The organism is uncultured Planktosalinus sp. (genome assembly GCF_963973675.1).
GTDB lineage: Bacteria > Bacteroidota > Bacteroidia > Flavobacteriales > Flavobacteriaceae > Planktosalinus.
This window is the reverse complement of record NZ_CAXBAN010000013.1, coordinates 1-15,710: the sequence shown is the minus strand read 5'-3', so window position 1 is coordinate 15,710 and position 15,710 is coordinate 1. Positions and strand designations below refer to the sequence as shown.

The following is a 15,710-nucleotide window of genomic DNA, read 5'->3' as shown; positions in this document are numbered from 1 at the left end:
TACAAGCGTTGAGTCTTGATCAAAAATAATTGATTGAGATTGATTTTCTTCCAAAGTGTCTGAAAGTGGAAAACCGCTCCAAATAAAGCAAATAAAACATACTAAAAAACAAGTGGCTTTCATAGTTGTTTAACTTTTGCCCAATTGATCAATAGATTCTAACGTACCTGTGAAATTTTTCTTTTCATTTAAATTAAAATAGATAAAAGCAATTGCAATAATTACTATAGTAAACAAAAGGTATTGTGCAAGCATCGCAATAACATCTAGTGTAATAGAGAACCAGTCAACTATAGAAAAAGGGTCACCAGATAGTTCTTCACTCATTAAAAATCCTTTAGAAAAATAATACATCAATTGAGGCACCTGAAAAATAAAAGTTATTAAATAGTATAGTAAATAAATCACAATAAAGGTTGCAAAAGTAATCCACCATTCATCTTTAATTAATTTAAAACTGTTGCTAATAGCAAAACTGATATCATTACGTTCAAAAACAAAAATTGGATATGCCAATGACAGACATACACCAAGATAAATCCCCGGCAAAACACAAAATACAAAACCGGCAAAGGTTATTATTCCTACTAAAATATTTAATCCAATCATTGAAAAAAACTGAGATTTTGAAAAAGTAGAAACGTCATTGAGGTTGACTTTACCATCAGTGTCGATGTATGATTTAATGTACCCTAGTATGGTTCCATATATCAATGAATAAAAAGCAATTACAGAAATTAGCAATAAAAAAACTGAAATGATTGTGTTGGTTCCGAGTGTTTCAGAAATTATCATTCTTTCAATATTGCCCAAAGTTGTTTGCATATAAAAGATATAGCTTCCAATCATTGCCAACAATGCGGGACCGGTGACTTTTAGAATGATGGTAAACAACGACTTTCCTTCCTCTCTGATGAATTTGAATATATCAGTGATTATTGAGCCAATTTCACGTTGTTGCTTAAAATTAATTACTTCTTTCATGGAGTTTATTTAATTTGATGGGGTAAAAAATATAATAATATAAAATTAGAAAAAGAGAGCCGCCAATAATAAAAAATGAAAGCCAGTATGGCATATCTGTATGTCTGGTTACATAACCCTCCAGAAATCCCGCGATGATAAAAAAAGGAATGGTGCTCATTAAAATTTTTAAACCAGCTTTTGCACCCCTGATAAATGAATGAATTCTGGTGTAGGTACCCGGGAAAAGTATACTGTTTCCTAAAACAAGACCAGCTGCACCTGCAACAATAATTACAGATATTTCTATGGTACCGTGAATCCAAATTGTACTTACTGATTCCCAAAAGACACCATGTTCATAAAAGAAGTATTGAAATGACCCTAACATTATTCCGTTTCTCATTAAAATAAATAAGGTTCCTATACTTAAAAAAACTCCGAAAACAAAAGCATTTAGAGCCACTCTGATGTTGTTTATGGTAATACCTAAAAACATTTCCATTTCTCCCATTTTTTTATATACAGCCATGGGGTCTCCTTTTTCGATGTTGTCTAATGTCATGTTAACATAACTATCCCCCATAATTAATCTGACAAAATCAACATCTGTAGCTGCAGAATAACCGCCAATCAGACTAAAAAGAAAAAAAGTTAAAAATGAAACAAGCAAGTGTTTCTGGTAACTGTAAAAGAATAGGGGAAATTCTTTCGTATAAAATGTTATCAGGCGATTTCTCGATTCTTTTTTACTCTTGTAAATCTTTTGATGAGCCAGTATTGAAAGACTGTTTAAATAGCTTAAAGTTTGACTTTTCGGATAAAATGTTTGTGCGTAACTCAAATGGTCTGTAACCTCAATATAAAGTGCACTGAGTTCGTCTGGAGAAATCTGAATATTATTCTTTAGAACATTTTCAAATCTTAACCATTTGTCTTTATTTTGTTTTATAAAAGCTGCTTCGCGCATCTACAGGATTTTGCTTTTCCAAAGAAACAGATTAAATGGATAATTTTCAAATACAAACTGCACAAAATGTAACGATTTCACAAAATGTTGCAGGCATAGGTGAGCGTATTTTAGCCTACATTATAGACAGTGTTCTAATAATAATCTATTTGTTTGTAGTATTTTATTTGTTTTCTGTAGTCGAAATTGCTGATGATTCATATTTTTTAATTGCAATGACAATCGGTCTACCGTTGTTATTATACCATTTACTTTGGGAAACTTTTTGGAATGGACAAAGTCCTGGTAAAGCTGCTTTGAATTTGCGAGTTGTAATGATAGATGGTTCAAAGCCATCTTTTTCAAATTTTTTGCTACGTTGGTTATTAAGGTTGATTGATATTAGTTTAACTAGTGGAGGAGTAGCAGTTGTTACAATTTTGTTGAACGGAAAAGGCCAGCGTTTAGGAGATATAGCAGCTACTACTACTGTGATTTCTGAGAAAAAAACAGTTTCTTTATCATCCATACAAATGGTTGAATTTTCTGCTGATTATGTCCCTAAATATCAACAAGTAACTGTTTTTAATGATAAGGACATACAAACCATAAAATCTGTATATTACAATGCAAAAACCTATAACAATCATCATTTAATCTTGAGATTGTCAGAAAGGGTTTCAAAAGTTATGGATACTCCTTTTGATGAAAAACCAATTAATTTTGTTGAAAGAGTAATTAAAGATTATACATTCTTAACTCAAAAATAAATGAGTATTTATTTAACATTAGACATTCTTGGAACCATAGCTTTCGCAATATCTGGTGTTCTTACAGCAATGCACAAAAGACTTGATTTATTTGGAATATTTATCATTGCATTTGTAACTGCAACCGGGGGAGGAACCTTGAGAGATTTGTTGCTGGATTTGCCCATTACATGGATGTTAAATATGACTTACATCTATGTAATTTTTGCTGCAGCTCTTTTTGCAATGGTATTTAGAAACAAACTTAATTATGTGAGGCGTTCTTTGTTTTTGTTTGATACTATTGGCATTGCATTGTATACACTTGTTGGAATTGAAAAAGGAGTTCAAATGGACTTGCATCCAATTATTTGCATTTCATTGGGTACAATTTCTGCCTGCTTTGGTGGTGTAATCAGAGATATTTTATGTAATGAAATTCCAATCATTTTCAGAAAAGAAATTTATGCTACTGCATGTATTTTAGGCGGCGTTTTTTATTTTTTATTGAATTTAACTTCATTAGATATCAATTGGATTGTAATTATTTCAGGTTCTGTGGTAATCACTGTTAGACTTTTGGCTGTTCGGTTTCAACTTTCACTTCCTTCAGTTTATAAGAAAGACTCACTTAATCATTAATAACTGCATTTATAAAAACATTGTAAAGCGGCCAGTCGCCTTCATCGGTTTTTAAATTGGCAATTTTGTCAACTACGGCCATTCCTGAAATTACTTTTCCAAAAACAGTATAATTTGGATTTAAATGATGAGCTCCTTCAGCACTTTGAACAATGTAAAACTCAAAAGGAGCAGACCTGTCATCAGGATTGTCCCTATATTCTTTGGCTGACGCTAAAGCACCTCTGTTATGTTTGTATTTAATTTCAGGAGGCAATGTATATTCACCCATTTTACTTCTCATCCTGCTGGTTTCAATTCGGTCGCTGTTTCCTCCTTGAATAATAAAATCTTTAACAACTCTGTGAAAAACGGTGGTATTTAAATAACCATTTTTTATTAAGTAAATAAAGTGAGCCCTGTGAATTGGAGTTGTAGTGTATAGTTCCAGCTTGATATTTCCTTGGGAAGTTTCAAGAGTCACAAACCTTTCAGGGTTATTATTACCATACTCATGGAGGAATTCTTCAAGTGTCTCATTAGTTAAACTAACTACCTGGTCTAAGGTGTCTTTAAATTTTTCTTTGTTGAGTTTCTTTTTAATAGATTCAGGAATTGAGACTGTGGTTGTATCTTTATTTTTAGTAGTAACAGTTTCATTTTCTTTTTTTTTATCTTCACATGATGAAACAATGAGCACCGCAAAAATTAAAAAGACAATTTTTTTCATTTATAAATAGCTTTTATGGAGTTTAATGAATTTAAAGAATCACTTTCAAAAGTAAAAAAATTAAGTCTCCCCGGCGAAAATATTCAACTAAAAATGGCTCCGGCTGAACGTTTGAATGAATTAAAACGCGTTGCACTTATGAGTGAAAATGTGAAAAGGGCTGGGGTAATGGTATTGTTTTACCCTACCTTGAAAAATGAAACTAATCTGATATTGATTTTGCGAAAGACCTATAAAGGAGTACATTCAGCTCAAGTTGGTTTTCCCGGCGGTAGATATGAAATTGAAGACAAAGACCTTCAGCATACAGCAATAAGAGAAACTGAAGAAGAAATAGGAGTACCTAGAAAAAAAATAAATGTTTTAAAGCAACTTACCGAAATGTATATTCCCCCAAGCAATTTTATTGTACAACCTTATTTGGGCTATTCAAATGATACTCCCCAATTCATTGCCCAACCTTCTGAAGTTGAAGATTTGATTGAAGTAAAACTTACTCACTTTTTGGATGATAAATGTATTTGTACACAAACCTTGTCTACTTCTTATGCTAAAAACATACAGGTTCCTGCATATGAATTAAACGGCCATATAGTGTGGGGCGCTACAGCAATGATTTTAAGTGAAGTAAGACACTTAATAAAAGAAGTGCTATAAGCTTCCCTTTTTGTATCTTTGCCGTCCGTTTATACTGTTAGTATGAGCGTAACCTCAAAACTGATTTTCTATGGGATTATTAAAAAGAAATCCTTTTGGTCATATACTTTTATTAAAACGTTGGTTAATTAGATTTATGGGTGCAATCACTCATAGAAGATTTAAGGGTTTTAATGAATTGCAAATTGAAGGTTCAGAATACCTTCTTAATTTACCAGATGAAAATGTTCTTTTTGTTTCAAATCATCAAACATATTTTGCAGATGTAGTAGCAATGTTTCATGTGTTTAATGCAAGTCTTAGTGGGAGGGAAGATTCCATAAAAAATATAGGATATTTATGGAATCCAAAACTAAATATTTATTATATCGCTGCAAGTGAGACAATGAAATCTGGATTATTACCAAAAGTATTAGCTTATGCAGGTGCTGTTCCTATTGATCGCACATGGCGTGCCAAAGGCCAAGAAGTCAACAGGCAAGTAAAGATGAGTGATATTACAAATATTGGAAAAGCACTCAACGATGGTTGGGTGATTACTTTTCCTCAAGGTACAACTAAACCCTGGAAACCCATTAGAAGAGGAACAGCACACATCATCAAAAAATTTAAGCCTGTTGTAGTACCTATTGTTATTGATGGTTTCAGAAGGTCCTTTGATAAAAAAGGAATTATGATCAAAAAAAGAGGAATTCTTCAATCTATGGAAATTAAGCAACCTCTTGAAATTGATTATGAAAATGAAACTGTAGATGAAATTGTAACTAAACTCGAAATAGCCATAGAACAGCACCCTTCATTTTTAAAAGTTATTCCCGCTGAAGAGCTCAAAAAGGCTGAAGAAGAAAATAAACAAAGACAGTGGAAATATTAAAATTTCCATTCTGCTAATTTTAGTTTGAATGTTTTTCTTCTTACAACCACTTGAGGGTTAAAGTTTTTCCACAAGTTTTGCAAAGCATAATTGTCAGCCAAAATAGGTGTTAAAATGCAGTTTTTAATTCCATTCTTTTTAAATGTTTCATAATATTCTTTAAATATCACAGCCGTGACCCCCTTGTTTTGATATTCAGGTCGAATACCAATTAAGTAAAATAAAACCGTATCATTTTTCTTTTTAGCTCTTAAAAAATGTATAAATCCAAACGGAAAAAGTTTTCCTTTTGCTTTTTGTAAGGCCTTAGAATAAGAAGTCATCACCACACTAAAAGCAATAAGTCTGTCATCTTTATCAACGACAAATTTGATGTACTCTGGGTTGATAAGGCCTATATACTTTCTTTTAAAAAATTCTTTTTGTTTTTCAGTAATTGAAACAAATGAAGACAAAGAGGAATAGGATTCATTGAATAAATCAAACATGCTGTTTACGTGAGGTTCAATGTCTTTTGAATTGTTAAAGTTGAGTGCTTTAAAATCATATTTCTGCCTGATTAGTTTATCAGCTCTGTAAAAAATTTCAGTGTTTTTTACATTATCAAATGAAAACTCACTTTCTATAAACTCTTTTTCAGTTGTAAAACCTAACTTTTCAAAATGGGTAATATAATATGGAAAGTTATACCAGGTTATCATGCTTCCCAAACGGTCATACCCCATTGTCATTGCGCCTACTTTATCCATATTTGAAAACCCAATGGGGCCTTCGGTATAGGTTAGGGATTTTTCTTTTCCTTTTTCAAACGCTTTATTAAGTAATGCTTTGCTTACCTCCATATCATCAATGAAGTCAAACCATCCAAATCTCACTTTTTGTAAGTTGAGCGTGTTGATTTCATGCCAGTTAATAATTACAGCGATTCTACCTACGATCTTGCCATTTTTAAAAGCCAGGTAAAACCAAACTTCAGCATTTTCAAATGCCGGATTGATTTGTTTATCAAATCCTTCGAGCTCATCTTTAATCAGAGGAGGAACCCAATTTTTAGAATTTTTATAAAGGTCAAATGGAAATAAAACAAACTGTTTGAGCCTCTTTTTTGAAGTAACTTCTTGAACCGTAATCATATCTTATTTACCATCATTTTCAAGGTCAATAAAATCATCTTTTCTTTTTTTTCCACTCTCACCATCATTGCCTTTGTTTCTTTTATTTGATTCTTCAATTACTTGGTCTTTGGAGTGCATGTCCAATCGGTAGGAAACACCTGCACCAATGTAAAATTTTGAAGGAGTATCTTTAAAGTTGGTTGAAGCCATTACATCAATTTGAAAATCCTTTCCAAAAAGATGTGCGCCTCCAAAGCGTAGTATTTGATCGGCATAAAAATCACTTTTAATACCTTGATTTTCTATAAACATAGAAAACTTAGGGTTGAAGGCATGAGTCAAAGTAAGGATGTAAGAGTATGAAGGAAACTCTGAAGTAACGCGGTCCACAATTATATTGGTTACAAAAACCCATCCACCTTGCATATTATTTTGTGTCATTACAACAAATTTTGGACTAATAGTGGGGTCGTTGGGTGGCAGAAACGGGTTGTCTTTTGTGTCAAAATTTACACCAGCATAAAAGGAAACTGCCGGAATCAATTCTCTCCATCTGAATTTGTTATTAGCGTTCCAACTATACAGGTTAGGTTTTTCAAGCGCTCGTTTTTTATAGGGGTCATAAATTAAATATTTTGCACCAAGTGTATTAAATTTAAAATTACTTTGATCATATTCAAATGCAGTTGCTGAACGGTTATCGATCACTGATTCTGAAAGAAAAGAGCCATTTATGCTTATTTCCAACTGCTCCCATATAAGACCATACCTCAATGCATAATCAATGGTAAAAGCATTGGTTTCTGTTTGGAGTAATTCGTGTTTTTCCCAACCTTTAGTAAATCCAGTTTCAAGTTGTAACACTTGATTTCCGACTGCAAAAGCACCTTGAGAGGCTCCGGGCCTGTTAGAATTTATCACTTCAGTATACTGTCCAAATAAAGTTAAACAACTACACATCAAGATACTGCTAAGCAAGAGGTTTTTCATGATCATCGGGCATTTGTGTTTTGTGTAAATATATAAGAATTTATTATTTTTTTAATACAACTTATTCCCATTTCTGTATGGTGTTGCTTATTTTTGAACTTTAATAAAATTCAAACAGTACACAAAAATGGAAACGTTTTTAAAAACGCTTTTAATAATACTTTTAGTTTATTTTGGGCTAAAAATAGTTTTTCGCTTAGCAGCTCCTTTTATTATGCGATATATTGCTAAAAAAGCGGGTCAGAAAATGGAGCAGGCTTTTAAAGGGCACTATAATTTTGAGCAGTCTAATGAACAAGTAAATAAAGAAACAGTTTTTGATAAAAAAAATCAAAAGAAATCAAACAATAAGAAACCTGTTGGAGAATATGTAGATTACGAAGAAATTGATTAATTTTCGCATTTCTAAACCAATCCAATGAAAGATTTTACCCAAAAGTATCTCCCTCACCTCATTGTTCTTACTCTTTTTATTATTGTTTCCTTGTTTTATTTCAGTCCGGTTTTACAAGGCAAACAAATTTTGCAAAGTGATATTGTTCAGTATACCGGAATGGCAAAACAGCACAATGATTACAGGGAGGCGACAGGGGAAGAGTCCTATTGGACCAATTCGGCATTTGGAGGAATGCCCACATATCAACTTGGAGCACAATACCCACACAACTACATCAAACAGCTTGACAGAACACTTAGGTTTTTACCCAGACCGGCTGATTATTTATTTCTATATTTTATTGGTTTTTACATTCTCTTACTGGTTTTAAAAGTTGATTATAAATTAGCTGCTTTGGGAGCTTTAGGCTTTGGTTTTTCTACTTATTTGATAATAATTTTGGGAGGGGGTCATAATGCCAAAGCACATGCCATCGCATACATGCCTTTAGTGCTGGCGGGAATATTTCTCGTCTTTCAAAAAAAATACCTTTGGGGCTTTATTTTATTTTCACTGGCCATGGCTCTTGAAATAAGTGCTAACCACTTTCAAATGACTTATTATTTATTAATACTGGTATTGGTAGTAGGTATTGTATATTTGATGGATGCTTTCAAAAACAAGGAACTCCCGCACTTCTTTAAAGCAGTTGGTTTAATGGTCGCGGGAGTGATCATTGCAGTTGGTCTGAATGCAACCAATATTTTAGCAACACAGGAATATGCTGCAGAATCCACACGTGGTCAAAGTGAACTGACCATCACCCCAGATGGTGCACCAAAAGATAATACACAGGGTCTCTCCAAAGAATATATCACAGAGTATTCCTATGGTCTAGTTGAAACCTTCAATTTATTCATCCCGCGATTTATGGGAGGTGGAAATGTTGAAGATGTTGGGACAGATTCTGCTACTTATGATTTTTTAATGAAACGGGGACTCTCTCCTGCTCAGGCAAGTGATTTTGTAACTGCAGTGCCCACTTATTGGGGTCAGCAACCCATTGTAGCTGCACCGGCATATATTGGTGCTGTAATACTATTTCTGTCTATATTGGGGGTTTTTCTGCTTAAAGGCAAGCATAAACGCTGGTTGATTGCCGGTTCTTTAGTCGCGTTATTTCTTTCTTGGGGTAAAAACGCAGAGTTTTTGACGAATCTTTTTATCGATTATTTTCCATTGTATGATAAATTTAGAGCAGTTTCTTCTATACAGGTAATCATTGAACTTTGCATGCCTATTTTGGCTGTTTTAGGGCTCCAAAAACTAATTTCATCAAAGATTGATCAAAAAGAAAAAATTAAAGCACTAAAATACAGTGGTGGAATTTTAGGAGTTCTTTGTTTATTGTTTTTATTCTTTAAAAATAGTTTATTTTCTTTTTCAGGTGTAAACGATGGTTATTATATTCAGGCTTATGGTCAAGAGTTTATGGATGCCATTAAGGAAGACCGTAAGTCAATTTTCATAGAAGACACATTAAGAAGCCTAGGACTTGTTATCGTTGCCGGAACAACGCTTTACTTGTATTTAATAAACAAGCTAAATCAAAATGCCCTAGTACTGATAATGGGGGTTTTAATTATATTTGACCTTGTGAGTGTCGATAAAAGGTATGTGAACAATGATAATTTTGTAACTACCAGACAAATGAATACTCCTTTCCAGCAAACACAGGCCGATGCTGAAATTTCCAAAGATAAAACACATTTTAGAGTTTATGACTTAAGTTCAAACCCATTTGGAAGTGGTAGGGCAAGTTATTTTCACAATGCTTTAGGTGGATATCATGCTGCAAAACCCGGACGGATTCAAGACCTGTATGATTTTTACCTAGAAAAAGGCAGTCTTGAAGTATTTAATATGTTCAATGTAAAGTACTTATTAGAACGTGATGATGAGGGTAAAGTGTTGTTTTCTGAAAATTATGAAGCCAATGGGAATGCTTGGTTTGTAGATAGTGTTGTTTTGGTTGATAATGCAGATGAAGAGATTCTTTCCATTGCTGAAACCAATACCAAGAAGAAAGCCATTATTCATAAAGAGTTTTCAAATTTATTGCCTACGACCAATATGCAAGTTGATTCTACAGCAATCATAGACCTTGTTAAAGTTAGACCTGATTATCTTCATTACGAAACTGATAACTCACAAGAGGGTATTGTTGTTTTTTCAGAAGTGTATTATCCATATGGATGGAACGCCTATATAAATGGAAAACCTCAAGAGCATTTTAGAGCAAATTATGCACTAAGGGCAATGGTTATACCACCGGGTTATAACAAAATTGAATTTAAGTTTGAACCTGAAGTTATAGAGACAGGAAGTAAAATAAGTCTGGCAAGCAGTATCTTATTCTTGATTTTATTAATAGGGGCTGTTTTTGTTTCGTATCGAAAGAAAAAATAAGGGACTCTGTGAAAAATCCACTTAGGGTATTGATTATCACATATTACTGGCCACCAGCCGGTGGACCTGGAGTGCAGCGATGGTTAAAGTTTGTAAAATACTTACGTGAATTTGATGTAGAACCTGTCGTTTTTGTTCCTGAAAACCCACATTATCCATTAATAGATTATTCTTTTGAATCTGAAACTCCAAAGGGAATTGAAGTGATCAAGCATCCTATAAAAGAACCCTATCGTTTTGCTAAACTTCTTTCAAAAAAGAAAACACAAACCATCAGCAGTGGCATCATATCAAACAAAAAGCAATCTGTATTGGAAAAATTTCTGCTTTGGGTGAGGGGCAATTATTTTATCCCAGATGCACGGGTGGGTTGGGTAAAACCTTCGGTCGAGTTTTTGAAAAAATATATCCTTGACAATCCTGTTGAAGTTGTCATTACTTCCGGCCCGCCACACAGTCTTCATTTGATTGGAATGGAATTGAAAAACGAAACAGGAATTCCTTGGTTAACCGATTTTAGAGATCCTTGGACATCGATAGGGTATCATAAAAAACTTCGCCTATCAAAACGTTCACAAACAAAACACAAGCAATTTGAGTTTAATGTGTTAACAAATTGTGATGCTGTTATTGTGACAAGCCCCTCCACAAAAAGACAGTTTGAAAATATAACAAAAAAACCCATAACTGTTATAACTAATGGTTTTGATGTTGCATTAACATCCGCAGAACAACTAGATGATGATTTTACAATTTCACATATTGGTTCTTTGCTTTCTGAGCGAAATCCCAAAATTCTTTGGAAAGTACTTTCAGAAATGGTTGAAGAAAATGAAGATTTTGCTTCCAAATTTAAGCTACAACTCGCTGGAACTGTGAGCGACGAGGTGGTTGCAAGTATTGAAAGCTTTGGGTTAAAGAATCATTTGAAAAAGTTTGGATATGTTTCACATATAGAATCTGTTGATCTACAGAAGAAATCACAAGTTTTATTACTGATTGAAATTGATAGTAAGGAAACCCAAGCAATAATTCCAGGAAAGCTTTTTGAGTATATGGCTTCAGGCAGACCCATTTTAGCTTTAGGGCCTAAAGATAGTGACGTTGAGCCCTTGATTAACTCAACACAGACCGGAACATTTTTTGATTACTCTCAGGAAAAGGAAATTAAAAAAAAGATATATAGCTGGTTTGAACTCTATAAAAATAAAAAGTTAGTGATACATTCGCAAGGTATAGAAGCTTTCAGCAGAAAAAATCTCACCAAAAAACTGGTTGAAGTTTTACATGAGTTGCGTTAAAACAGAAATTTCTTTTCATGGGAATTGTCATAAAACAGTCTATTCAAAATACCATAACTACCTATATTGGTTTTGCAATTGGTGCAGTGAATACCTTGTTTCTTTACACTAATTTTCTTACAGATGAGTACTATGGTTTGGTGGGCTTTTTACTTTCTGCAGCGACCATAATGACCCCTTTAATGGCTTTTGGTGTTCATAATACCTTAATCAAGTTTTATTCTTCTTATAAACAACTACCTGATAGAAATAATTTTTTAAGTTTTATGCTATATCTGCCGTTGTTAATTATCATTCCGGTTGGGATTTTAGGGTATATTGGGTATGAAAGTATTGTATATTTTCTTTCCAATGAAAATGAAATTATTGAAGAATATGTGTGGTGTATTTTCTTGATTGCCATTGCCATGGCTTACTTTGAAATCTACTATTCATGGGTGAAAGTGCAAATGAAAAGTGCCTTTGGAAATTTTATGAAGGAGGTTTTTCATAGGGTTTTAGTTATGTTATTGCTTACAACTGTTTATTTTGAATGGTTAACTGCGGAGCATTTTATATGGTCTTTGGTGTTAGTATATTTTTTACGGCTTCTAATTATGAAGTTATATGTCCTTAACTTCAAGTTCCCTAAGTTTATTTTTTCGTTTCCAAAAAACACCATTTCGATATTAAAATATTCTTTGCTAATTATTATTGCCGGTTCAGTTTCACTCATTTTACTTGATATTGATAAGGTGATGATAGGAAAGTATATACCCATAGAGAATGTTGCATATTACAATGTTGCTATTTTTATTGCGATGGTTATTGTTGTTCCGGCAAGGGCGATGCATCAAATCACCTATCCATTGACAGCTCAATTGATTAATTCAAAAAAATGGGAAGAGTTAAAAAAATTGTATCAAAAAAGTTCATTGACTTTGTTTGTCATTTCTGGATGGATATTTCTATTAATTATACTCAATATTAAACAGCTATATTTCATAATTCCGGAGGAGTATAGTAGTGGATTGTTTGTGGTTTTACTTATTTCTCTTTCAAAACTTTTAGATAATTTATTGGGCATTAACAATGCCATCTTGTATAATTCAGATTACTATCGCTGGACCGTTGTTTTGGGTGTGTTTTTAGCTCTTTTAACCATTACACTTAATGTAGTTTTTATTCCTCTTTATGGGATTGACGGAGCTGCAATTGCAACTGTAGTTTCTCTTTTTTTGTACAGTTTTTCTAAAATAATTGTTGTAAACTGGAAGTTTAAAATGCATCCTTTTACTTCAGAAACCGGAAAAACTTTTATTTTAATATTAATTACAGCACTAACCTTCTTTTTCTGGGATTTTAATTTCCATGCTGTTATAAATATCCTGTTAAAGTCAATCTTGATAAGTGTACTATATATGTTTGTGGTTCATAAAGGCAAACTTTCTGAAGAAATTTCAGTTTTTATGAAAAGGTTTCTACCTTTTTAATAAAAACAACAACAATGGCACCAAAAAAGAAAAGAATTCTCTCTGCAAATGGGTTTAGTTTATCACTCGCTATTAATCCGTCTCATTGTTATTTAGCAACCTAAATATTTTTAAATTAATAACAATAGGATGGGAAACATTAATTAGCCACGAACTTGCAAAGGACGGTATGCTGGATTTTGTGAACAAGAAGACGGTTTACGTTAAAGGATAACATTCGATATGTTTTGCTAGTATTGTATCTTGGAATTTGTCTTAGATGATATAAAAAGAGAAACCCTCTTTCAAATGTTTCCACTTTCAAAAGGGTTTCAACTAACCAACCAAAACTTATTTTAATATTTTTATCCTCTTCCACCTCTGGATGAGGAGTTATTTCTTGAGTTTGTGCTTGAACCTCTTGTTGCAGTTGTGTTTCTTGAAGGTGTGCTTCTGGAAACATTTTTAGCTGCACCGCTATCTCTCTGTCTGCTTTGAGAAACAACGGGTTTATTTCTTTGTGTATTCGTGCTTCTTGAAACATTTCTTATAGCACTTGGCCTGCTTGATACTGTTCTTTCAGGTTTTGAAACGTTATTGCTTACCGGCCTGCTTTGTTGTACCCGATTATTTCTTGTAACTCTTGAACTGGTATTCACACCTTGGTTTCTGTCACTTCTGTTTAAAGTAGTTGCAGGTCTTGCACTTTCATTTCTTTCAACTCTTTCTACTCTTTGTGCATTTGAAGAAACAGGTGTTCCTCTTTGAGTATTTTCAGCTCGGGATGTATTTGAAGTGCGTGAAATTTCTCTTTGAACTCTGTCGTTTCTGTTTGCAACCGCACTAATTGGAGTTCCGCGTTGCACACCATTTTCAGTACGACTGTTGTATGCTGTGCGCACTTTACTGTCATCTCTTCTGTATGTCAAAGATTCATTTCTTTCGCCTCTGTAGTTTTGGTTTACTGCTACTCGGCCATCTCTATGGTGTACACGGGTTCCGGGCCTATAAAAATCCCTTCTGCCGTTTGAGTAGGCATATCCATTGCGATAATATGTTCTGTGATAAGAGTAGCTATATCTAACGGGTGTATAATATCTTCTGTAAGGATTGGTATATACTATGCAGTAAGTGTAGAAAGGAACAGCATAATAAGTATGCCAGGGTCTGTAAACATAATACCTGTTGTACACATTAATATAACCGGTGTAGTGAGAGTAATATCCATAAGGGTTATAGTGTACATACAATCCGCCTACCTGAATAAGCCTTCTGTTATTATAACGAATAGTTACATCACCGGCTTGAATAATGCGACCATATTCATCATAATAAATAGGCACATCTTCAACCTGAATTACCGCTCCATAACTATCATATTGAACATAGGCATCATAATTGTATCCGGAATTGTAATTGATCGCAACATTGGGTGTGTTGATGCTAACATTTGTTCCTTGATTTCCCAAGTATATAAAATCAAATTGACCGTCAGGGAAGACAGAAAACTCTACACCTCCTTCAACGAAGATAAATTTCTTACCGTCATAACTTCTGTTAAAATCAACAGCTTTAGCTGATTGTGGGATAAACATCAGAGCGATGAATAAGCCTGCGAATGTGAGAACAAAATTTTTCATAATAGCGGATTTAAATATTAGTAATTGCTTATTTGTTTTGGTCAGCAATACTTTACGCTATATAATTACCAAAGGTCGTGCCAAAATTCGGAAATTATGTTTAGTGTTCTGTAATACAGTAATTTAATAAAAAAATATGGGGATAAAACAAAAAAAGCTCTCCGATATGGAGAGCTTTTAAAGTTTAAATTGTATATATTAAAAGCGCTGCTTAAGCAAGCTTAACATTTACTGCATTTAATCCTTTTTTTCCTTGAGCTGTCTCAAAGGTAACTTCGTCATCTTCTCTAATGTCATCAATAAGACCTGAGATGTGTACGAAGATTTCTTCATTTGATTGGTTGTCTTTAATAAATCCAAAACCTTTTGAATCATTGAAGAATTTTACTGTTCCTGTTTGCATAATAATAAAAATAAAAAATTGTTTTAATAAGTTGCAAATATATGTTTAAATACTCTCTTAACCTATTGTTTTACAATAAATTATTTATTATCGATTAAATGGAGGTTGAGTAAAGGTACATAATTAATATAATAGCTTGTATTTTATAGACATAAGCGAGAATGTTTTACTAAAATATTTATAAATTGATTTGTTATTTCCTACATTTGAGGACCAATAAATAAATTTCTAATTAAAATGCCTGACTTTCATTACATAAGCAGTCAAGTACTTGACTTGGCTACTATTATCGATATTATAGATCATCAAAAACAACTGGCACTATCTGACGAGGCAGTTTTAAACATTAAAAAATCCAGAGCATATCTTGACACTAAAATTCTTAATAATGAAACACCCATTTATGGAATCAACACAGGATT

At 33.2% G+C, this 15,710-nt stretch carries 16 protein-coding genes; 9 read left to right on the top strand and 7 right to left on the bottom strand.

The window, feature by feature from the left end:
- Window positions 1-129: 129 nt before the first annotated feature.
- Window positions 130-984 carry a hypothetical protein gene (locus AACY61_RS01140; protein ID WP_339609366.1) on the bottom strand — a complete coding sequence of 285 codons (855 nt, stop codon included), beginning with the start codon at window positions 982-984 and terminating at the stop codon, window positions 130-132.
- The gene (locus tag AACY61_RS01135) at window positions 968-1,933 is read right to left on the bottom strand and encodes a stage II sporulation protein M (protein ID WP_339609364.1); all 966 of its coding nucleotides are present in this window, start codon (window positions 1,931-1,933) and stop codon (window positions 968-970) included. The genes AACY61_RS01140 and AACY61_RS01135 overlap by 17 nt, the downstream gene beginning before the upstream one ends.
- 35 nt (window positions 1,934-1,968) lie before the next feature.
- Here AACY61_RS01135 and AACY61_RS01130 point away from each other — a divergent pair, with 35 nt between their 5' ends.
- Window positions 1,969-2,682 (top strand): RDD family protein, encoded by a 714-nt coding sequence (locus AACY61_RS01130; RefSeq protein ID WP_339609362.1) that lies wholly within the window; start codon window positions 1,969-1,971, stop codon window positions 2,680-2,682.
- Window positions 2,683-3,303: a trimeric intracellular cation channel family protein gene (locus AACY61_RS01125; protein ID WP_339609360.1), complete on the top strand. Its 621-nt coding sequence runs from the start codon at window positions 2,683-2,685 to the stop codon at window positions 3,301-3,303.
- Here AACY61_RS01125 and AACY61_RS01120 read toward each other — a convergent pair.
- Window positions 3,293-4,012: a peptidylprolyl isomerase gene (locus AACY61_RS01120; RefSeq protein ID WP_339609358.1), complete on the bottom strand. Its 720-nt coding sequence runs from the start codon at window positions 4,010-4,012 to the stop codon at window positions 3,293-3,295. The genes AACY61_RS01125 and AACY61_RS01120 overlap by 11 nt on opposite strands.
- 15 nt (window positions 4,013-4,027) lie before the next feature.
- On the opposite strand from AACY61_RS01120, the gene AACY61_RS01115 reads away from it, so the two are divergent.
- Both AACY61_RS01115 and AACY61_RS01110 read left to right on the top strand, forming a co-directional pair.
- Window positions 4,028-4,669 carry a CoA pyrophosphatase gene (locus AACY61_RS01115; protein WP_339609356.1) on the top strand — a complete coding sequence of 214 codons (642 nt, stop codon included), beginning with the start codon at window positions 4,028-4,030 and terminating at the stop codon, window positions 4,667-4,669.
- 70 nt (window positions 4,670-4,739) lie between these two features.
- Window positions 4,740-5,543, top strand: a complete 804-nt coding sequence (locus AACY61_RS01110) for a lysophospholipid acyltransferase family protein (RefSeq protein ID WP_339609354.1) — start codon at window positions 4,740-4,742, stop codon at window positions 5,541-5,543.
- Here AACY61_RS01110 and AACY61_RS01105 read toward each other — a convergent pair.
- Together AACY61_RS01105 and AACY61_RS01100 are read right to left on the bottom strand one after the other, a co-directional pair.
- Window positions 5,540-6,676, bottom strand: a complete 1,137-nt coding sequence (locus AACY61_RS01105) for a GNAT family N-acetyltransferase (protein WP_339609352.1) — start codon at window positions 6,674-6,676, stop codon at window positions 5,540-5,542. The genes AACY61_RS01110 and AACY61_RS01105 overlap by 4 nt on opposite strands.
- 3 nt (window positions 6,677-6,679) lie before the next feature.
- The gene (locus AACY61_RS01100) at window positions 6,680-7,618 is read right to left on the bottom strand and encodes a transporter (RefSeq protein ID WP_339609350.1); all 939 of its coding nucleotides are present in this window, start codon (window positions 7,616-7,618) and stop codon (window positions 6,680-6,682) included.
- A gap of 157 nt (window positions 7,619-7,775) precedes the next feature.
- On the opposite strand from AACY61_RS01100, the gene AACY61_RS01095 reads away from it, so the two are divergent.
- From AACY61_RS01095 to AACY61_RS01080, 4 genes are read left to right on the top strand one after another with little or no spacing between them, the layout of a single operon-like run.
- Window positions 7,776-8,042 (top strand): DUF4834 family protein, encoded by a 267-nt coding sequence (locus AACY61_RS01095; RefSeq protein WP_339609348.1) that lies wholly within the window; start codon window positions 7,776-7,778, stop codon window positions 8,040-8,042.
- Between the two features lie 24 nt (window positions 8,043-8,066).
- The gene (locus tag AACY61_RS01090) at window positions 8,067-10,493 is read left to right on the top strand and encodes a YfhO family protein (protein ID WP_339609346.1); all 2,427 of its coding nucleotides are present in this window, start codon (window positions 8,067-8,069) and stop codon (window positions 10,491-10,493) included.
- 8 nt (window positions 10,494-10,501) lie between these two features.
- On the top strand, window positions 10,502-11,794 hold the full coding sequence (locus AACY61_RS01085) for a glycosyltransferase family 4 protein (RefSeq protein WP_339609344.1): 1,293 nt from the start codon (window positions 10,502-10,504) through the stop codon (window positions 11,792-11,794).
- A gap of 17 nt (window positions 11,795-11,811) precedes the next feature.
- Window positions 11,812-13,266 carry an oligosaccharide flippase family protein gene (locus AACY61_RS01080; protein WP_339609342.1) on the top strand — a complete coding sequence of 485 codons (1,455 nt, stop codon included), beginning with the start codon at window positions 11,812-11,814 and terminating at the stop codon, window positions 13,264-13,266.
- A 344-nt stretch (window positions 13,267-13,610) separates the two neighbouring features.
- Here the strand turns inward: AACY61_RS01080 and AACY61_RS01075 are convergent, their stop codons facing one another.
- Together AACY61_RS01075 and AACY61_RS01070 are read right to left on the bottom strand one after the other, a co-directional pair.
- Window positions 13,611-14,885, bottom strand: a complete 1,275-nt coding sequence (locus AACY61_RS01075) for a hypothetical protein (protein ID WP_339609340.1) — start codon at window positions 14,883-14,885, stop codon at window positions 13,611-13,613.
- A gap of 211 nt (window positions 14,886-15,096) precedes the next feature.
- Window positions 15,097-15,288, bottom strand: coding sequence for a cold shock domain-containing protein (locus AACY61_RS01070; RefSeq protein WP_339609338.1), 192 nt, complete (start codon window positions 15,286-15,288; stop codon window positions 15,097-15,099).
- Between the two features lie 237 nt (window positions 15,289-15,525).
- Between AACY61_RS01070 and AACY61_RS01065 the strand changes: the two genes are divergently transcribed.
- The coding region (locus AACY61_RS01065; protein ID WP_339609336.1) for an aromatic amino acid lyase at window positions 15,526-15,710 on the top strand (185 nt) is incomplete at its 3' end.